Origin of the sequence: Mycolicibacterium chitae (assembly GCF_900637205.1) — a bacterium.
GTDB lineage: Bacteria > Actinomycetota > Actinomycetes > Mycobacteriales > Mycobacteriaceae > Mycobacterium > Mycobacterium chitae.
This window is the reverse complement of record NZ_LR134355.1, coordinates 3,094,227-3,113,182: the sequence shown is the minus strand read 5'-3', so window position 1 is coordinate 3,113,182 and position 18,956 is coordinate 3,094,227. Positions and strand designations below refer to the sequence as shown.

Sequence of the window (18,956 nt, the reverse complement as noted above, 5' to 3'; positions counted from 1 at the left end):
CGCGCTATTCGGTGCCGCCGGGGAACGCCGTCGTCACCGGCCAGATCTTCAGCGTCTGCTTCCAGAAAGCGGCGTTGACCGCGCACTGGGTCAGCGCCGAGACCGCGTAGGCGCGCTCGTCGTGGTCGTCGGTCTGCTCGACCACGGCCCGCCACGCCACGGCGGCGTCGTTCTCCATGCGCACGGCCAGGTTGGCGGCGTCGATCGGCCCGTCGACCGCCATGGGGAGCTGATAGCCCGCGGCCACCAGCGGCGGGTCCACCGATCGGCGCGCCAGCATGTCCAGCAGCGCCTCGCGGTGTTCGCGGTGCGCGCCGATGGCCTTGGCCACCAGGTAGTTGTCCTCCGGGGTGGAGCGCGCCGACACGATCCCGTAGCCGTAGACGGTGGCGTGTGCGGTCACCAGGGCGTCGAACAGGGCCGCCGCGGGCGGTTCGGTCGGCCGCTGCGGTTCCGGCGAATTGACCGGCGAGGTCATGAGGCCCCTCCCGGGGTCGGCAGGGTGACGGTGACCGAGGCGGTGCAGGCCGCGGCGATCGAGGCCAGCAGGCCCGCGCGATAACCCGACAGGTCCGCGGCCACCCGGGTGGCCTCCTCCGCCGAGACGCGCAACGCGTCGACGACCTCGGCGACCGTGGGCGCGGGCGTCGGCGCCGCCGTGGCGTCCGGGGCGGCGGTGGCGGAAGTTGTCGTGGTCGGGCCGGCGTGGCCGGCCGTGCGGGCGATCTCGTCGGCCAGCGCCTCGGCGTGCTGGGCGCGCTCGGCGGCGATCTGGGTCAGCGCCGGCGCCAGGGCGGGTTCCGCAGCGGTCGCCGCGGCGCGGGCCAACTCGGCGTCCGCCTGGGCCATCTCCTGGGGTTTCTGCAGCGGATCGACCTCGGGTTCCCGCTCGGCGCCGCACGCCGTCGCGGTCCCGGCGGTCGCCGCGATCAGCGCCAGGCCGAGAACTCCGCGGCCGGCGCCCACCAACACGTCACGCCTGCGCACGCACCACATCCTGCCATCACCGCGGCGCGGGCCCGGGCGGAGGCGGCCGCCCGATCCGGTCAAGGGTCGGCGAATCCTGGCGTATCGTGGGGCATTGGTGTCGCGGGCAGCCGCGACTGCTGGCCGCACAACTCAAGATGAGGAGCCTTGCCGTGACGCAGCGCACCGGATCGACCGGGGGGCTACCCGCGCCGTCGCAGGTAATCGATCTCCTCGGTGCGGAATTCGAACGCGCGGGCTACGAGGTCGAGGACGTCGTCGTCGACGCCGCGGCCCGGCCGCCCAAGATCGTCGTGGTGGCCGACGGCGACACGCCCCTGAATCTGGACACCGTCGCCGAGTTGTCCCGGGCTGCTTCGGAACTGCTCGACCCCGTGACCGAGGCGAGCGTGCCCTACATCCTGGAGGTGACCTCGCCCGGCGTCGACCGCCCGCTGACCGCCCCGAAACACTTCCGCCGCGCGCACGGCCGCAAGGTCGAACTGACGCTGGCCGAGGGCTCCGCGCTGGTGGGCCGCGTCGCCGAGGTGGACGACGGCGTGCTCACGGTGGTGGTCCGCGCCCGCTCGGACTTCGAGCTGCGCCAGATCAAACTTGACGACATTGCCAAAGCCGTTGTCCAGGTGGACTTTTCCTCACCGAGCAAACGAGAGTTGGAGCTGGTGGGCCAAACCGGAAGAGGGGCCGATTAATGAACATCGACATGGCCGCACTGCACGCGATCGAAGTGGACCGTGGAATTCCGGCGGGCGAACTCCTCGAGACCATCAAGTCGGCGCTGCTGACCGCCTACCGGCACACCGAGGGGCATCAACCCGACGCGAGCATCGACATCGACCGCAAGACGGGCGAGGTCAAGGTCATCGCGCGCGAGCACGACGACGAGGGTCGCGTCATCAGCGAGTGGGACGACACCCCCGACGGGTTCGGCCGGGTCGCGGCGACCACGGCCCGGCAGGTCATGCTGCAGCGCTTCCGGGATGCCGAGAACGAGAAGATCTACGGCGAGTTCTCGGCCCGCGAGGGCGACATCGTCGCCGGGGTCATCCAGCGCGATGCGCGCGCCAACGCCCGCGGCGAGGTGGTGCTGCGGATGGGCAGCGAGACCAAGTACTCCGAGGGCGTCATCCCGTCGTCGGAGCAGGTGCCGGGCGAGTCCTACGAGCACGGCGACCGGCTGCGCTGCTTCGTGCTCGGTGTGACGCGGGGCGCGCGCGAACCCCAGATCCGGCTCTCGCGCACCCACCCCAACCTGGTGCGCAAGCTGTTCTCGCTGGAGGTGCCCGAGATCGCCGACGGCTCGGTCGACATCGTCGCCGTCGCGCGGGAGGCCGGCCACCGGTCCAAGATCGCGGTGACCTCCCGCGTGTCGGGGCTCAACGCCAAGGGCGCGTGCATCGGGCCCATGGGGCAGCGGGTGCGCAACGTGATGAGCGAGCTGTCCGGCGAGAAGATCGACATCATCGACTACGACGAGGACCCGGCGCGGTTCGTGGCCAACGCGTTGTCGCCGGCCAAGGTGGTCTCGGTGTCGATCATCGACCCCAACACCCGCGCGGCCCGCGTCGTGGTGCCCGACTTCCAATTGTCGCTGGCCATCGGCAAGGAGGGGCAGAACGCGCGGTTGGCCGCCCGGCTCACCGGCTGGCGCATCGATATCCGCAGCGACGCCGAAATCCCTGCTGAGGAGGCCGAACGTCCCGATTCCGCGCGCGGTGCGGCGCGCGAGGGTTAGCCGGCGAACCGCAAGCGACGCTGGTTCAGGGCACTGTTGCGGTAACGGTAGACTGAGCCGTGATCCAGCGCGAGAATTCGGTCCTCATCACACGGAAGCATCGCCGTACCGCCGGTCCGGTGCGGACGTGTGTCGGGTGCCGGAAGCGAGAGCTGGCCGTCGATCTGGTTCGGGTAGTGGCCGAGCTCGACAATGATGACCAACGCCAGCATGGCGTCGCCGTCATTGTTGACACGGCAGGTAATCTTCCTGGTCGGGGTGCGTGGTTGCATCCCGATCCGCAGTGCCTGCAGGAATCGCTTCGACGGCGAGCCTTTGCACGAGCACTGCGTATCACCGGTCCACCGGACACGTCCGCGGTGGTCGAGTACTTCGAGCACATCGAAGCACCCGATGACCTCGGTGAGAAGAACAGGTAGCGAAGAACATGAGCACACCGTGAAGTCCCGATGACCATGCGTCATAGCTAGAACCGAGGCGTCGGCCGACCACCGCTGCCGCCTCCAGATGAGGAGAAGTAGTGGCAAAGGCCCGCGTGCACGAGTTGGCTAAGGAACTCGGTGTCACCAGCAAGGAAGTCCTCGCTCGCCTGAGTGAGCAGGGCGAATTCGTGAAATCGGCGTCGTCGACGGTGGAAGCACCCGTCGCGCGTCGACTCCGGGAATCGTTCGGGGGCGGCAAGGCGGCCGAGAAGGCGCCGCAGAAGTCCGCCCCGGCACCCGCAAAAGCCCCGGCGAAGGCCGCCCCGGCCCCGGCTCCGGCGGCTCCGGCCGCGGCGGCGCCGGCGACCCCCGGCCCCAAGCCCGGCGGCCCCAAGCCGGGAGCCCCCAAACCCGCGGCTCCGACCCCGCCTCCGGCGGCCACCCCGCCCGCGGCGGCGACCCCGCCGGCCGCGGCCGCGCAAGCCCCGGCCGCCCCGACCCCCGGAGCCACCCCCGCGCCGCCTCGGCCCGCGACCCCCGGTCCCAAGCCGGGTATGCCGCGTCCGCCGCGCGTGGGCAACAACCCGTTCTCGACGCAGCAGCCGGTCGAACGCCCGGCCCCGCGTCCCCAGGGCCCGCGGCCCGGCCCCGGACCCGGCGGTCCGCGGCCCGGCCCCGGCGCCGTGCGTCCCGGCATCACGCCGGGCAACATGCCGCCCCGCCCCGCCACCGGTGCCCCCGGCCGCGGTGGCCCGCGTCCGGGCCCGCGGCCCGGTGGCGGTCCGCGTCCCGGCCCAGGTCAGGGCGGTCGTCCCGGCGGTGGCGGCGGCGGTAACTACCGCGGCGGCGGCCCCGGTGCAGGTGGCGCCGGTGCGGCGGCCGGTGGCTTCCGGGGTCGTCCCGGTGGCGGCGGTCGCCCCGGTCAGCGCGGCGGTGCCGCGGGTGCGTTCGGTCGGCCCGGCGGTGCGCCCCGACGCGGTCGCAAGTCGAAGCGGCAGAAGCGTCAGGAATACGACTCGATGCAGGCGCCGGTCGTCGGTGGCGTGCGGTTGCCGCACGGCAACGGCGAGACCATCCGGCTGGCCCGCGGAGCTTCCCTGTCCGACTTCGCCGAGAAGATCGACGCCAACCCGGCCGCGCTGGTGCAGGCGCTGTTCAACCTCGGTGAGATGGTCACCGCCACGCAGTCCGTCGGCGACGACACCCTGGAGTTGCTCGGCAGCGAGATGAACTTCAAGGTCCAGGTCGTTTCGCCGGAGGACGAGGACCGCGAACTGCTGGAATCCTTCGACCTCACCTACGGCGAGGACGAGGGCGGCGAGGAGGACCTCGAGTCCCGTCCGCCCGTGGTCACGGTCATGGGTCACGTCGACCACGGCAAGACCCGCCTGCTCGACACCATCCGCAAGGAGAACGTCGGCGAGGGCGAGGCCGGCGGCATCACCCAGCACATCGGTGCCTACCAGGTCACCGTCGAGCACGAGGGCGCCGATCGTCCGATCACCTTCATCGACACCCCGGGTCACGAGGCGTTCACCGCCATGCGCGCCCGCGGCGCCAAGGCCACCGACATCGCGATCCTGGTGGTCGCCGCCGACGACGGCGTCATGCCGCAGACGGTGGAGGCGATCAACCACGCGCAGGCGGCCGACGTGCCGATCGTGGTGGCGGTCAACAAGATCGACAAGGAGGGCGCCGACCCGACCAAGATCCGTTCGCAGCTCACCGAGTACAACCTGGTGGCCGAGGACTTCGGCGGCGAGACCATGTTCGTCGACATCTCCGCCAAGCAGGGCACCAACATCGAGAACCTGCTCGAGGCGGTCCTGCTGACGGCCGACGCCGCCCTGGACCTGCGGGCCAACCCCGACATGGAGGCCCAGGGTGTGGCGATCGAGGCGCACCTGGACCGCGGTCGCGGCCCGGTGGCCACCGTGCTCATCCAGCGCGGCACCCTGCGGGTCGGCGACTCGATCGTCGCCGGCGACGCCTACGGGCGTGTGCGCCGGATGATCGACGAGCACGGCGACGACGTCGAAGAGGCGTCGCCGTCGCGGCCCGTGCAGGTCGTCGGGTTCACCTCGGTGCCGGGTGCCGGCGACAACCTGCTGGTGGTCGACGAGGACCGGATCGCCCGCCAGATCGCCGACCGGCGCAGCGCGCGCAAGCGCAACGCGTTGGCCGCGCGCTCGCGCAAGCGGATCAGCCTGGACGATCTGGATGCGGCGCTGAAGGAAACCAGCCAGCTCAACCTGATCCTGAAGGGCGACAACTCCGGCACCGTCGAGGCGCTGGAAGAGGCGCTGCTGGGCATCGAGATCGACGACGAGGTGGAACTGCGCGTCATCGACCGCGGCGTCGGTGGGGTCACCGAGACCAACGTCAACCTGGCGTCGGCCTCGGATGCGATCATCATCGGCTTCAACGTGCGCGCCGAGGGCAAGGCCACCGAGTTGGCCAACCGCGACGGTGTGGACATCCGCTACTACTCGGTGATCTACCAGGCCATCGACGAGATCCAGAGCGCGCTCAAGGGCATGCTCAAGCCGATCTACGAGGAGAAGGAACTCGGCCGCGCCGAGATCCGGGCCATCTTCCGGTCGTCGAAGGTCGGCAACATCGCCGGCTGCCTGGTCACCTCGGGCATCATGCGGCGCAACGCCAAGGCGCGGTTGCTGCGTGACAACGTCGTGGTCGCCGAGAACCTGACGGTGTCCTCGCTCAAGCGCGAGAAGGACGACGCCACCGAGGTCCGCGAGGGCTACGAGTGCGGTCTGACGTTGACCTACAACGACATCAAGGAAGGCGACGTCATCGAGACCTACGAGCTGGTCGAGAAGGACCGCGGGTAGAGCAGATGGCAGATCCGGCACGGGCCAAACGGCTGGCCAAGCGGATCTCGACGATCGTCGCCTCGGCGATCGAGTACGAGATCAAGGATCCGCGGCTGGCGGGCGTGACGATCACCGATGCCAAGGTCACCGGTGATCTGCACGACGCCACGCTGTACTACACGGTGCTGGGCCGCAACCTCGACGAGGAACCCGACTACGTCGGGGCGGCGGCCGCACTGGAGCGCGCCAAGGGCGTACTGCGCACGAAAGTCGGTGCGGGGACGGGGGTTCGGTACACCCCGACACTGACCTTCGAGCGCGACACCGTGCCCGATGCGGCGCATCGGATGGAGGAGCTGCTGGCCCGGGCCCGGGCGGCGGATGCCGACCTGGCGCGGGTTCGCGAGGGTGCCAAGCCGGCGGGGGAGGCCGACCCGTACCGTGTCACTGGGGTGGAGGGCAACGAGGGGGCCCAACATACCGACTCCGAGGACACCGGTGACGGCGATCGAACCGACGACTGAGACCGCACCAGTAGGCGCCCGCGTCGACGCGCACGGGGCCGCCGACGCGCTGTCGCGTGCCCGCAGTGTCGTCATCGTCGCGCATGTCTATCCCGACGCTGACACCATTGGGGCGGGCCTGGCCCTGGCCCAGGTGCTCGAGCAGGCCGGCAAGCTGGTGACGGTGAGCTTCGCCGCGCCGGCGCTGCTGCCCGAGTCGCTGCAGAGCCTGCCCGGCGGTCACCTGCTGGCGCGCCCGGACCAGGTGGATCCGCACCCTGATCTGGTGGTCACGGTCGACATCCCGAGCGTGAGCCGGCTCGGGGGGCTGCAGGTGTTGCTGGGCCCGGACTCCGACGGCTCCCGGCCCGAGGTGCTCGTCATCGATCACCACGCCTCCAACCACCTCTTCGGCAGCGTGAACTACGTGGACCCGTCGGCGGATTCGACGACGCTGCTGATCGCCGAGTTGCTGGATGCCTGGGGCAAGCCGATCGACAAGTTCGTGGCGCACTGCCTGTACGCGGGCCTGATCACCGACACCGGATCGTTCCGCTGGGCCAGCGCGCGGGCGCATCGGCTGGCGGCTCGGCTGGTCGAACTCGGCGTCGACAACGCCTCGATCAGCCGCACGCTGCTCGACACCCACCCGTTCTCGTGGCTGCCGATGCTGTCGCGGGTGCTGTCGTCGGCGCAGCTGATCCCGGACGCGCTGGACGGCCGCGGGATGGTGTATGCCGTCGTCGCGCACCACGAATGGTCGGATGCGCGGCCCGAGGAAGTCGAGAGCATCGTCGACATCGTGCGCACCGCGCAGCAGGCCGAGGTCTCGGCGGTGTTCAAGGAGATCGAACCGGAGCACTGGTCGGTGTCGTTGCGCGCCAAGGCCTACGACTTGACCACGCTGGCAACGGGTTTCGGTGGTGGCGGGCATCACTTTGCCGCCGGCTATTCGACGAACGGTCCGGTTGCCGAGGTGGTCGAGGAGTTGCGTGTCGCCCTCGGGTGATCCGGAAGCGCCCTCGAGTCGTACCATCGCCGGACTGGCGCTGCCCGCCCTGGGCGTGCTGGCCGCCGAGCCGCTGTACCTGTTGTTCGACATCGCGGTGGTGGGCCGCCTCGGTGCGCTCGCCCTGGCCGGTCTGGCCATCGGCGGACTGATCCTGGCGCTGGTCGCCTCGCAGGGCACGTTCCTGTCCTACGGCACCACCGCGCGCTCGGCCCGGCACTACGGTGCCGGCGACCGGACGGCCGCCCTCGGCGAGGGCGTTCAGGCCACCTGGCTCGCCGTCGGCGTGGGATTGCTGATCATCGCCGTGGTGCAGGCTTTCGCGGCCCCCATCGTGACCGTGATCGCCGGCGCCGAGGACATCGCCGACGCCGCGCTGCCGTGGCTGCGGATCGCCATCCTGGGCGCCCCGGCCATCCTGATCTCGCTGGCCGGCAACGGCTGGATGCGCGGCGTGCAGGACACCGTGCGCCCGCTGCGGTACGTCATCATCGGCTTCGGGCTCTCGGCGGTGCTGTGCCCGCTGCTGGTCTACGGCTGGCTGGGGATGCCGCGGCTGGAGTTGGCCGGGTCCGCGGTGGCCAACGTGTGCGGTCAGTGGCTGGCCGCGGCGCTGTTCTGCCGCGCGTTGCTGGTCGAGCGGGTGCCGCTGCGGCCCAATCCGGATGTGCTGCGCTCCCAGGCGGTGATGGGCCGTGATCTGCTGTTGCGCTCGTTGGCGTTCCAGGCCTGCTTCGTCTCCGCGGCCGCCGTCGCCGCGCGGTTCGGCGCGGCGGCAGTGGCCGCGCACCAGGTGGTGCTGCAGCTGTGGAGCTTCCTGTCGCTGGCGCTGGATTCGCTGGCGATCGCCGCGCAGGCGCTGGTGGGCGCGGCGTTGGGCGGGGGGCGCGCCGCGCACGCCAAGGCCGTCGCTGGCCGGGTGACGCTGTTCTCCACCGCGGCCGCGGTGGGCCTGGCCCTGGTGATGGCCGCTGGCTCTTCGGTGTTCCCCAAGGTGTTCACCACCGATCAGGCCGTGCTGGACAGCATCGGGGTGCCGTGGTGGTTCCTGGTGGCCCAATTGCCGGTCGCCGGTGTGGTTTTCGCGCTCGACGGGGTACTGCTGGGCGCCGGGGACGCGAAGTTCATGCGCAACGCCACCCTGGCCAGTGCGCTGCTGGGCTTCCTGCCGCTGATCTGGTTGTCGCTGGTGTTCGACTGGGGCCTGTGGGGGATCTGGGCCGGGCTGTCGACGTTCATGGTGCTGCGACTGGTGTTCGTCGGCGCGCGGACGCTGTCGGGCCGCTGGGCGGTCTAGAGCGGGGGATCGGCCCGCGCGCGAAGGGTCAATCCGCGGCGGTGGGGCTGCCGAGCAGATCGCGCACTCGGTTGGCCACCCGGATGAATTCGGGCCGCTCCATTGTCTCCCCGTAAGCGCGCTCCGCCGGGAGGTCGACGTCCTGGATCTCGACGATGCGGCCGGGCCGGGGGCTCATCACCACGACGCGGTTGGCCAGATATACGGCCTCGGCCACCGAGTGGGTCACCAACACCACCGTGGTGCCGGTCTCGCGCCAGATGCGATGCAACTCGACGTTCATCTTCTCTCTGGTGAGAGCGTCCAGCGCACCGAACGGCTCGTCCATCAGCAGGACCCCGGGTTCGTGGAGCAGCGCGCGACACAGCGAAACGCGTTGCTGCATACCGCCGGACAACTCGTGGGGTAGGGCGCTTTCGAATCCAGTGAGTCCGGTCATCTCCAGCAGGTAATCGCAGCGCTGCTGGGCGGCCTTGCGGGGCATGCCGCGCATCTCCGCCTGCAACAGCACGTTCTTGCGCACGGAACGCCACTCCAGGAGCGCGGCGCGCTGGAATACGTAACCGATCCCTCGTTGCGGCCCCTGGACTGGTTTTCCGCGCAGCCGCACATCGCCGGCGGTGGATGCCGTGAGCCCGGCGATGACCTTGAGCAGCGTCGATTTTCCGCAGCCCGACGGGCCCGCGATGGAGACGAACTCACCGTCGGCGACCCGCAGGTCGATGTCCTGCAGCGCGGTCACGGTGCCGCGCTTGGAGGAGAAAGTGACGGTCAGATCGTCGATCGCGATGGCGTTTTCGGTCACGGCGGTTTCCGGTGGGGACAGTGTCGCAGCGGTCATGTCGTTGCCCTCTCTGTCTACTGATCGGTCTTGGGGGCGAACGACGATTCCCAGTATGCACCGGGCTCCTTGGCCGACTCCAAGAGTCCGGCCTCGGTCAGCGTGCTGATGGTGGTGGTCCAGTCCTCCGCCGAGTTGGCGCCGGGGGGCAGGTCGGCGGTGGCCGGAGTGGACAACAACGGAATGGTCTGCTGCCACTGCTCCAACAACACCTCACGCGGCGGCATCTGCGGGTCCTTGCCCACCATCGCCTCCACCGCGGCCTCTGGGTCGGCGACGGCGGCGGCGAACGCCTCGCTGGTGGCGTCGACCATCGCCTGCACCAACTCGGGCTCGTCGGAGATGGTGGCGGTGTGCGCGATCAGGCCGTTGCTGAAGAAGTTCAGGCCGGCATCGGAATAGCGCAGATAATGCACGGCGCGTCCGCTCTTGTCGGCGATGGTCGGTCCCTGATCGTGGGAGAAGCCGATCAGGCCGTCGACCCGGCCGGACATCAAGGCGGACATCTTGCCGGCCGCGTCCAGGCTCTGTTGGGTGACCGCGTCGGCGGGCACGTCGACCTTGTCGAGATAGATCGGGAAGGTGGTGGTGGGGGCGTCACCGGCCGATACCGCGATGGTCCGGCCGACGAGGTCCTGCGGGGTCTCGATGCCGGAGTCGGCGAACACCTGCACGGCCGACGGTGTGGTCTGCAGGAAGACCCCGGTGCTCTTGATGTCGACACCCTTGTCGATGTTGCTCAGGACTGCCGGTGCGTCGGCCCAGCCGAAGTCCACCTTCGAGGTGCCCACGGCCTGGGCGGTCTTGGTGGAGCCTTGGCCGGCGTCGATCTGGAGGTCGATGCCGTGCTCGGCGAAGATGCCCTCCTGGACGCCGTAGTAGAACGGGGCGTGCTCACCGTACGGGTACCAGTTCAGCATCAGCGTGGACGACGAGGCTGAACCGTCTGCGGCAGGGGCATCTTCGGTGCTGCTGCCGCAGCCGGCGAGGGCCAGCATGGCGGCCGTGGCCGTGGCCGCGGCGACGGCGATGTGGGTTCGGTTGACGGACATGGCGAAGCTCCTATTCGGTGGGATCGATGGTCAGGCGGTGGCCGAATTGACCACGCGGCGTGACGAGTGCCAGGGGATGAGCAATTTCTCGGCGATCTCGATGATCGCGAACAGGACGATGCCGAGTGCCGACATGATGATCAACGCCGCGAAAAGCATTGCCGTGTCGATATTTCCGTTCGCCTGCAGAATGACGTAACCCAAACCTTCGTTGGCCCCGACAAACTCGCCGACGACGGCGCCGGTGACCGCAAGGGTGGCGGCCACCTTCAGGCCGGACATCAGCTGGGGCAAGGACGCGGGCAGTCGGATCTTCGCGAAGGTCTTGAACCGGCTGGCGCCCATCGTCGACGTGAGCTCGAGGATCTCCGGATCGACCGAGCGCATGCCGGCCAGCCCGGAGATCACGATCGGGAAGAACGCCATCAGCACGGCGACCAGGATCTTCGGCGATGGTCCGAAACCCAGCCACACGATGAACAGCGGCGCCACGGCGATCTTGGGGATGACCTGCGCGAAGAGGATGAGCGGATAGACCGTCTTCTCCAGGTTGGCCGAGTACACCATCACCACCGCCATGAGCACGCCCAGGACGGTCGCGATCACGAAGCCGACCAGAGTCTCCCAGGTGGTCACCCAGGTGTGTTGCACCAGGTAGGCCGCGTTGTCGGCGGCGGCACTCCAGGTATCGGCGGGCGACGGGAGGATGTAGGGCGCGACCAGGTCCGCCGCGGTGACTGCCCACCAGCCGGCCAAGAGCGCGACGACGAGCGCCAGGGGACGCCAGACAGAGGCCGCGGTGCTGCGCGGGGAGAAGATCTTTCGCGCGGGTGGTCGGGTGCGCGTGGAGGCCGATCCGGCGTCCGGTTTGCGGGCGCGGGCCGAAGTGGTTGCCGCCATGGGGATGTCCTCAAGGTCGCAGTTGCACGGGTCGAACATGCTGCAAGAGCTCGTCTCGTCCCGATTGGGAATGCGCTTTCCGAAGCCGGACCGACGATAACGTGATGTCGCACACACTGTCAACCACATTGCGAGGTGCGCCGCCGGGCGAGGCCAGCGGGACCAGGCTCAGTCCAGTCGCGTGCTGTCGCGCAGGATGACCCGCCCCGGCGCACTTTCGCGCAGGTCGGTCGCGGTATCCAGTGCCAGTTCGACGGCGCGGACGCCGATCTGTTCGAGTTCGAGTGCGACGGTGGTCAGGCTGGGGGTGTGGTCCCGCAGGGTCGGGATGTCGTCGAAGCCGGCGATGCACACGTCCTGGGGGACCCGGAGGTCGAGTTCGCGCCAGGCGGCGATGGCCCCGATGGCCATCACGTCGGTGACGGCGTATACGCAGACCGGCGGGGCCGCGGCGCCCGACTCGAGTTGCAATGCCGCCGCCAGGCGCCGGGCCGCGGAGTACCCGCCGTCGCGGGTGAACTCTCCGGATACCTCGACCGCCGTGTTCAGCCCCAGCTTGCACAGCGCGTCGACGAATCCGTTGCGCCGATCCACCGCGGTGCGGATGTTGCCCGGTCCGCCGATCACGGCGAACTGTCGGTGACCTTCGGCTACCAGGGCATCGGCCAATTCGGCTGAGGCGGCATAGTTTTCGGGCTCGACGGCACCGCCAAAGGCGAGCGGCTGGCCGATCACCACCAGGCGTCCGCCGTTGGCGCGATAGCGGTCGAACTCCACCTCCAGTTCCCGATCGAGGTCGCCACTTTGCCGGGAGCCGGCCAGCACGATCGCGTCGGCGCGGTGGGCGATGAAGGTACTCACCGAGTCCCGTTCGATGTCGAAGTCCCGGCCGGTGCTGGCGAGCAGTACCTGTTTGCCCGCGACGCGAGCCGCGGCCTGGGCGCCGCGCACGATCGAGGAGAAGTAGGGGTCGGCGATGTCATGGACGACCAGGCCGAGCAGGCCGGTGGAGGCGCGGGCCAGCGCCTGCGCCTGCGCGTTCGGAACGTAGCCGAGTTCGCGTGCGGCGGCGCGGACGCGGTCGGCCACGCCCGCGCCGGGAACCCGCGACGAGCCGTTGAGCACGCGCGATGCCGTTGCTTGGGACACGCCTGCGCGCAGCGCCACATCCTGCAGTGTTACCGCCGCCATCGTCGCTCCCGGTCCAGTTCGATCGCTCCGTGGTTGACCGGAGCGTGTTTGCAGTTTACCGTGGAAAGCGCATTCCGAAGTGCTGACACCGCCGCGCACGCCTCGCTCGAGGTGCTTGCGCCGCGCCCCACCAGACCGCACTCGCCTCGGCCACGATCCGCCGGGCACACCAGACAAGGAATCTGCACATGTCTTCATCTCCCGGCGCCGGCCGGCCAACACTGCGCATTGCGATGAACGGCGTGACCGGCCGAATGGGCTACCGGCAGCATCTGCTGCGGTCGATTCTCCCGTTGCGGGACACCGGCCTGCGGCTCGACGACGGCACCCGGGTGACGGTGGAACCCATCCTGGTGGGCCGCAACGCCGACAAGCTCGCCGAGTTGGCCGCCGAACACGGTGTCGAGCACTGGACCACCGACGTCGAAGCGGTGATCGCCGATCCCACGGTGGCGGTGTATTTCGATGCGCAGGTCACCTCGCGTCGGATGGCCGCGTTGAGCGCGGCGATCAAGGCCGGCAAGAACGTCTACACCGAGAAGCCGACCGCGGAAACTCTCACCGAGGCAGTCGAACTCGCGCGGTTGGCCGAGAACGCCGGCGTGGTCGCCGGCGTCGTCCACGACAAGCTGTACCTGCCGGGCCTCGTCAAGCTGCGACGCCTGGTCGACGAGGGCTTCTTCGGGCGGATCCTGTCGATGCGCGGCGAGTTCGGCTACTGGGTCTTCGAGGGCGACGGCCAGCCCGCCCAACGCCCCAGCTGGAACTACCGGGCCGAGGATGGTGGCGGCATCACCGTGGACATGTTCTGCCACTGGAACTACGTCATGGAGGGGCTGCTGGGCCCGGTCGAGGCCGTCACGGCCCGGACCGTCACGCACATTCCCACCCGCTGGGACGAGCAGGGCCGGGAGTACGCAGCCACCGCCGACGACGCGGCCTACGGCATCTTCGAGATCGAGGGTGGCATCGTCGCGCAGATCAACTCCTCCTGGGCCGTTCGCGTCCATCGCGACGAACTCGTCGAGTTCCAGATCGACGGCACGCACGGTTCTGCGGTCGCCGGGCTGCGCGGCTGCGTCGCCCAACAGCGCGCGCACACGCCGAAACCGGTGTGGAATCCCGATCTTCCGGTGACGGAGAGGTTCCGTGACCAATGGCTCGAGGTACCCGCGAACGCCGATCTGGACAACGGATTCAAGCTCCAGTGGGAGGAGTATCTACGCGACGTCGTCACCGGGCGACCGCACCGCTTCGGCCTGTTGTCGGCGGCCCGCGGCGTCCAGCTCGCCGAGTTGGGGCTGCAAAGCTCGGCGGAGGGCAAGCGCATCGCCGTCCCGGAGATCGTGCTGTGACCGCCGCGACCGAGTCCGCCGTCGGTATCTCGCTCACCCTGCCGATCGGCGGTGTGCTGCGCGAGCACCAGCTCGGCCGGCCGGGGCCGTGGCGCCGCCCGGAAGCGCCGATCACCTCTCGAATCGCCTACGCCGCAGCCCATGTCGTGCCTAAGGTACTCGCGGACAACACGCCCGGCGCGCCGGCGGACCTGGATTGGGACGCCACCTTGGCCTATCGGCACCAGCTGTGGTCGTATGGCCTCGGCGTGGCCGACGCGATGGACACCGCGCAGCGGGGAATGGGACTGGACTGGGCAGCCACCCGGGAGCTGATCCGGCGCAGTGCGCGCGAAGCCGACGCCGTCGGTGGCCGGCTGGCCTGCGGCGCGGGTACCGACCACCTGGACGTGGCCGACCTCGCGGGCGGCGCTCGCGGTCTCGCGCAGATCACGGACGCCTACCGGGCCCAGATCGACGTGGTGCGTAGCGCCGGTGCGCAAGTCATTCTCATGGCGTCCCGGGCGCTCGCCCAGGTAGCCGGCTCACCCGCCGATTACCTGACGGTCTACGGCGCGCTGCTCGCCGAGGCGGACCGCCCGATGATCCTGCACTGGCTGGGGGAGATGTTCGACCCCGCGCTCCGCGGGTACTGGGGCGATACCGACATCGACGGCGCCACCTCGACGTTCCACCGGCTCGTCGAGGAGCACGCCGCCACGATCGACGGAGTGAAGGTGTCGCTTCTGGACGCCGAGCACGAGGTGGCGTTGCGACGGGCGCTGCCCGCGGGAGTGCGGCTCTACACCGGCGACGACTTCAACTATCCGGACTTGATCGTCGGCGACAGCACCGGCTACTCCGACGCGCTGCTGGGCATCTTCGCGGCGATCTATCCGGCGGCCTCCACCGCGCTGCAGGAGCTGGACTCCGGCGACGGCCCGCGGGCAAAGGAGATCCTGGAATCCACCCAGGCTCTGGGCCGGCACATTTTCGCCGCGCCGACGCGCTACTACAAGACGGGCATCGCCTTTCTCTCCTGGCTCAATGGCCACCAACCGGGCTTCGCCATGGTGGGTGGGCAGTCGTCGGGCCGCTCCGTCGCCCACCTCGCTGAGCTGTTCGTGCTCGCCGATCGCGCCGGTCTGCTCACCGATCCGGATCTGGCCGCCGGTCGCATGCGCAGCTTCCTCCTGGTGAACGGTGTCGTTCGATGACCGCGTTTGCCCGGCTGTCGCTCAACACCAAGACCACCAATTCCTGGACGCTGCGCGAGGCTGTGCAGGGTGCCGCCGACGCCGGCCTGCCGGCCATCGGTCTCTGGCGGGACCGGGTCGCCGAAGCCGGCCTGGACGTGGCTGCGAAGCTCGTGCGCGACAACGGACTTCGAGTGTCGAGCCTGTGCCGCGGCGGCTTTCTCACGGACGCCGGGGATGGCGCCGCGGCGTTGGACGACAATCGGCGCGCCCTCGACGAGGCCGCCGCGCTGGGCACCTCGGAACTGGTGCTGGTGGTCGGCGGGGTCCCGGACCGAGACCTGGTGGCCGCCCGCGCCCGAGTGGCCGAGCGGATCGCCGAACTGGTGCCCTACGCCGTCGAACGCGATGTCCGGCTGGCGCTCGAACCGCTGCATCCGATGTTCTGTGCGGACCGTGCGGTCATCTCGACCCTGGGGCAGGCGTTGCAGTTGGCTGCCCCGCATCCCGCGGCGGCCGTCGGGGTGGTGATCGACACCTTCCACGTGTGGTGGGACCCCGACCTGGCTGCCGGCATCGCGACGGCGGGTCGCCAGGGGCGGATCAGCTCCTTCCAGGTGTGCGACTGGCTGGTGCCGATGGCCGCCGACCCGCTGCTCTCGCGCGGCATGATGGGCGACGGCGTCATAGACTTCGGTGCCATCGCCACGCTGGTCGCGGAGGCGGGCTACGACGGCGACGTGGAGGTCGAGATTTTCAACGAGGCCGTGTGGGCCACCGATGGACGGGCCGTCATCGACACGATGAAGCGCCGATACGCCGATCTGGTGTTGCCCGCGTTGTGAAGATCCTGATCGCGCCCGATTCCTTCAAGGGCTCCGCGTCGGCGACCCAGGTGGCGGCCGCGCTCGCCGAGGGCTGGCGCTCGGTGCGCGCCGACGACAATCTCGTGACACTGCCGCAGGCCGACGGCGGGGAGGGCACGCTGGAGGCGATCGCCGGGTCGGCGAACTGGCAGTGGCGGCAGACCCAGGTGTGCGGGCCGCACGGACGGCCCGTGTCGGCGCGCTGGCTGCTGCACGACGACGGCCGCGCCGTCGCGGAACTCGCCGAATCCTCGGGCATCGCCCTGATGCCGCGCCTGGATCCCTGGGGTGCGACCAGCCGCGGGCTGGGCGAGGTGATCGCGGCGGCGTTGGCCGCCGGGGCGACGTCGGTGCAGGTGGGTTTGGGCGGCTCGGCGAGCACCGACGGCGGCGCCGGCCTGCTGATGGCGCTGGGGCTCGAGGCCTTCGACGCCCGCGGCAACCCGATCGGCGACGGCGCCCGCGGGCTGGCCGAGATGAAACACATTGACCCCGTGGGGCTTCCACCCCTACCGCGCGATGGCGTCGAGATTCTCGTCGACACCGAGGCGCCGCTGTACGGACCCCGCGGAGCCGCGGCCGTGTTCGGCCCGCAGAAGGGCGCGACGGCCGAGGACATCTCGTCGCTGGACGAGGGCCTGCGGCGGTGGGCGCGGCTGCTCGCCGAGGCGGGCTTCGCCGCCGACCCGGAGCAACCCGGCGCCGGTGCGGCCGGCGGGGCCGGATTCGGCCTGCTCGCCTGGGGTGCGCAGGCCGTGTCCGGATCCCAACGGATCGGCGCGCTCACCGGACTGCACGAGCAGCTGTCGGCCGCCGACGTCGTCGTCACCGGCGAGGGGCGCTTCGACGACACGTCGCTGGGCGGCAAGCTCGTCGGCCACGTGCTCTCGGCGGCGCGGGGCGCGGACGTCGCCGCAGTGGTCGTCGCCGGTCAGATCGCCACGACCGCCGCCGTCGCGACGGTGTCGCTCACCGAGCTCGCCGGCACCACCGAGGCCGCGATCGGTGACCCGCTGCGCTGGCTGCGGGCCGCGGGTGCGGTTGCCGCGCAGCGGGTTTGACCCCCGCGAACGTGCGCAGAATACGAGAATCCCTCGGCCTGTCGGCCGCGGACGCGCACGCTCGCGCTCGCGCTGGAAGGGATGGGTATCTAGCGGACCTGGCTGCGGCCGCGGTCCATCACCGACGCGCGGCTGGCGGCGACGTCGTCACCGCTGGTCGACCGCATCCAGGCGCGTGCGGCCTCGGCCTCGAGCCACAGCGCGCCACTGGTCTGCGCGGCGTCGATGCGGTGATACGAGTCCAGCAGCGCCCGCACCGCCTTCTGGTTGTTGCCCACGATCGAGGCGGCCACGGCCCGCGCCGCGTCCAGCAGCCCGTCGTGCGGCACCACCTCGGTGACCAGCCCGGCGCGCAGCGCGTCCTCGGCCGACAGGTAGTCGCCGGTCAGGCTCATCCGCCGGGCCAGCCCGACGCCGACCTTCTGCGGCAGCCGCACCGACAGCCCCCAGGTGGGCAGCAGCCCCACCCGGGCGTGGGTGTCGGCGAACGCGGCCTTCTCCGAGGCGATCAGCACGTCGCAGTACAGCGCGATCTCCAGGCCACCGGTGACCGCGGCGCCGTTGATCGCCCCGATCACCGGCTTGTCCATGTCCGGCCACTTCGGGGAGATGTCGGGCAGCTCGGTGGTGTCGCCGAGTTCCTTGAGGTCCAGGCCCGCGCAGAACACCGGGTCGGCGGCGGTCAGGATCACCACATCGACGTCGTCGTCGGACTGGGCGGCCGCCAGGGCGCTGAACAACTCGGTGCGCAGCGCCTTCGACAGCGCGTTGCGGGACTTCGGCCGGTTCAGCGTCAGGGTCCGGACCCGGTCGGTGGTGTCGATCAACAGGACGTCGGAGTCACTCATGGCCATCACGGTAGCCACCGACCCGGCACCGGCCTACGTTGGAGTCCATGTGCCGGAACATCACCGAACTTCGCGGGCTGCAGCCGGCGGCCACGCCCGCCGAGATCGAGGCCGCCGCCCGCCAGTACATCCGCAAGGTCAGCGGCATCGCCCGCACCTCCGAGGCCAACGCCGCCGCATTCGAGGCCGCGGTCGCCGAGGTCACCGCCACCACGACGCGGCTGCTCGCCGCACTGCCGCCGCGCCGTCAGCCGCCCAAGACACAGCCGCCGTTGCGCCGGCCGGAGGTGCTGGCGCGCATCGCCGCGGCCAACCCATGACCCCGGCCCTGAAGGAGTGGAGCGCGGCGGTGCACGCACTGCTCGACGGCCGCCAGCGGGTGCTGCTGCGCAAGGGCGGCATCCACGAGAAACGCTTCGAGGTCAGTGCGCAGGAATTCCTGCTGTTCCCGACGGTGGCGCACAGCCACGCCGAGCGGGTGCGCCCCGAACACCGCGACCTGTTGGTCCCCTCGGCCGCCGACAGCACCGAGGACGCGGTGGTGCTGCGCGCGGTCGCCACCGTCGTCGACGCGATCGCGGTGGATCGGCCCGAACGCCTGGCCGAACTCGCGGACCTGCACATCTGGACCGACGAGTCGGTGCGCGCCGACCGCCTCGACTTCCGGCCCAAGCACCGGTTGGCGGTGCTGGTGGTCGACGTACGCCCGCTCGACGAGGCGGTCACCGTGCCGCGCTCCCCGGAGTTCGGCGGCTGCAAGAGCTGGATCGAGCTGCCGGTGACCGGGCCGCTGGGCGGCCCGGTGCACTCGTCGGCCGAACTCGCCGAGGTGGCCGCGCGGGTCCGCGACACGGTCGGCTGAGCCGTCGGCCTCGTCGAT

At 70.4% G+C, this 18,956-nt stretch carries 20 protein-coding genes; 13 read left to right on the top strand and 7 right to left on the bottom strand.

The features are described 5' to 3' along the window. Positions 1 to 4: 4 nt before the first annotated feature. Complete coding sequence (locus tag EL338_RS14760) at positions 5 to 478, bottom strand: ferritin-like domain-containing protein (protein WP_126334439.1); 474 nt, start codon at positions 476 to 478, stop codon at positions 5 to 7. Continuing rightward, a complete protein-coding gene (locus EL338_RS14755) occupies positions 475 to 996 on the bottom strand; it encodes a hypothetical protein (RefSeq protein WP_126336872.1) in 522 nt (173 codons plus the stop codon). Before EL338_RS14755 ends, EL338_RS14760 begins: the two co-directional genes overlap by 4 nt. Positions 997 to 1,139: 143 nt before the next feature. On the opposite strand from EL338_RS14755, the gene rimP reads away from it, so the two are divergent. From rimP to EL338_RS14720, 7 genes are all read left to right on the top strand, one after another. Continuing rightward, the gene (gene rimP / locus EL338_RS14750) at positions 1,140 to 1,679 is read left to right on the top strand and encodes a ribosome maturation factor RimP (protein WP_235666150.1); all 540 of its coding nucleotides are present in this window, start codon (positions 1,140 to 1,142) and stop codon (positions 1,677 to 1,679) included. Beyond that, positions 1,679 to 2,722, top strand: coding sequence for a transcription termination factor NusA (gene nusA / locus EL338_RS14745; RefSeq protein WP_126334437.1), 1,044 nt, complete (start codon positions 1,679 to 1,681; stop codon positions 2,720 to 2,722). Before rimP ends, nusA begins: the two co-directional genes overlap by 1 nt. 59 nt (positions 2,723 to 2,781) lie before the next feature. Then, the gene (locus tag EL338_RS14740) at positions 2,782 to 3,141 is read left to right on the top strand and encodes a YlxR family protein (protein ID WP_308213140.1); all 360 of its coding nucleotides are present in this window, start codon (positions 2,782 to 2,784) and stop codon (positions 3,139 to 3,141) included. Positions 3,142 to 3,242: 101 nt separating this feature from the next. After that, positions 3,243 to 5,996 (top strand): translation initiation factor IF-2, encoded by a 2,754-nt coding sequence (gene infB, locus EL338_RS14735; RefSeq protein ID WP_126334436.1) that lies wholly within the window; start codon positions 3,243 to 3,245, stop codon positions 5,994 to 5,996. A gap of 5 nt (positions 5,997 to 6,001) precedes the next feature. Continuing rightward, on the top strand, positions 6,002 to 6,502 hold the full coding sequence (gene rbfA / locus EL338_RS14730; RefSeq protein ID WP_126334435.1) for a 30S ribosome-binding factor RbfA: 501 nt from the start codon (positions 6,002 to 6,004) through the stop codon (positions 6,500 to 6,502). Next, on the top strand, positions 6,477 to 7,490 hold the full coding sequence (locus tag EL338_RS14725) for a DHH family phosphoesterase (protein ID WP_126334434.1): 1,014 nt from the start codon (positions 6,477 to 6,479) through the stop codon (positions 7,488 to 7,490). The genes rbfA and EL338_RS14725 overlap by 26 nt, the downstream gene beginning before the upstream one ends. Further along, positions 7,474 to 8,787, top strand: a complete 1,314-nt coding sequence (locus EL338_RS14720) for an MATE family efflux transporter (RefSeq protein ID WP_163792179.1) — start codon at positions 7,474 to 7,476, stop codon at positions 8,785 to 8,787. The genes EL338_RS14725 and EL338_RS14720 overlap by 17 nt, the downstream gene beginning before the upstream one ends. A 28-nt stretch (positions 8,788 to 8,815) precedes the next feature. On the opposite strand, the gene EL338_RS14715 is transcribed toward EL338_RS14720, so the two are convergent. The 4 genes from EL338_RS14715 to EL338_RS14700 all read right to left on the bottom strand — a co-directional run bounded on the left by EL338_RS14715 (position 8,816) and on the right by EL338_RS14700 (position 12,771). Next, positions 8,816 to 9,628: an ABC transporter ATP-binding protein gene (locus EL338_RS14715; protein WP_126334433.1), complete on the bottom strand. Its 813-nt coding sequence runs from the start codon at positions 9,626 to 9,628 to the stop codon at positions 8,816 to 8,818. A 17-nt stretch (positions 9,629 to 9,645) separates the two neighbouring features. Beyond that, positions 9,646 to 10,680 carry an ABC transporter substrate-binding protein gene (locus EL338_RS14710; RefSeq protein ID WP_126334432.1) on the bottom strand — a complete coding sequence of 345 codons (1,035 nt, stop codon included), beginning with the start codon at positions 10,678 to 10,680 and terminating at the stop codon, positions 9,646 to 9,648. Positions 10,681 to 10,710: 30 nt separating this feature from the next. Continuing rightward, positions 10,711 to 11,580, bottom strand: coding sequence for an ABC transporter permease (locus EL338_RS14705; RefSeq protein WP_126334431.1), 870 nt, complete (start codon positions 11,578 to 11,580; stop codon positions 10,711 to 10,713). A 168-nt stretch (positions 11,581 to 11,748) separates the two neighbouring features. Then, a complete protein-coding gene (locus tag EL338_RS14700) occupies positions 11,749 to 12,771 on the bottom strand; it encodes a LacI family DNA-binding transcriptional regulator (RefSeq protein WP_126334430.1) in 1,023 nt (340 codons plus the stop codon). A gap of 188 nt (positions 12,772 to 12,959) precedes the next feature. Here EL338_RS14700 and EL338_RS14695 point away from each other — a divergent pair, with 188 nt between their 5' ends. From EL338_RS14695 to EL338_RS14680, 4 genes are read left to right on the top strand one after another with little or no spacing between them, the layout of a single operon-like run. Next, entirely contained in the window at positions 12,960 to 14,126 is a 1,167-nt protein-coding gene (locus tag EL338_RS14695) for a Gfo/Idh/MocA family protein (RefSeq protein WP_126334429.1), read from the top strand. Between the two features lie 44 nt (positions 14,127 to 14,170). After that, positions 14,171 to 15,322: a dihydrodipicolinate synthase family protein gene (locus tag EL338_RS14690; protein WP_435404935.1), complete on the top strand. Its 1,152-nt coding sequence runs from the start codon at positions 14,171 to 14,173 to the stop codon at positions 15,320 to 15,322. Next, positions 15,319 to 16,146, top strand: a complete 828-nt coding sequence (locus tag EL338_RS14685; RefSeq protein ID WP_126334427.1) for a sugar phosphate isomerase/epimerase family protein — start codon at positions 15,319 to 15,321, stop codon at positions 16,144 to 16,146. Before EL338_RS14690 ends, EL338_RS14685 begins: the two co-directional genes overlap by 4 nt. Continuing rightward, the gene (locus tag EL338_RS14680; RefSeq protein WP_126334426.1) at positions 16,143 to 17,228 is read left to right on the top strand and encodes a glycerate kinase; all 1,086 of its coding nucleotides are present in this window, start codon (positions 16,143 to 16,145) and stop codon (positions 17,226 to 17,228) included. The genes EL338_RS14685 and EL338_RS14680 overlap by 4 nt, the downstream gene beginning before the upstream one ends. A gap of 89 nt (positions 17,229 to 17,317) precedes the next feature. Here the strand turns inward: EL338_RS14680 and EL338_RS14675 are convergent, their stop codons facing one another. After that, complete coding sequence (locus EL338_RS14675; protein WP_126334425.1) at positions 17,318 to 18,076, bottom strand: enoyl-CoA hydratase; 759 nt, start codon at positions 18,074 to 18,076, stop codon at positions 17,318 to 17,320. Positions 18,077 to 18,123: 47 nt separating this feature from the next. Between EL338_RS14675 and EL338_RS14670 the strand changes: the two genes are divergently transcribed. Next, positions 18,124 to 18,396, top strand: coding sequence for a DUF2277 domain-containing protein (locus tag EL338_RS14670; RefSeq protein ID WP_126334424.1), 273 nt, complete (start codon positions 18,124 to 18,126; stop codon positions 18,394 to 18,396). Then, positions 18,393 to 18,938: a DUF1802 family protein gene (locus tag EL338_RS14665; RefSeq protein WP_126334423.1), complete on the top strand. Its 546-nt coding sequence runs from the start codon at positions 18,393 to 18,395 to the stop codon at positions 18,936 to 18,938. The genes EL338_RS14670 and EL338_RS14665 overlap by 4 nt, the downstream gene beginning before the upstream one ends. Positions 18,939 to 18,956 lie beyond the last annotated feature (18 nt).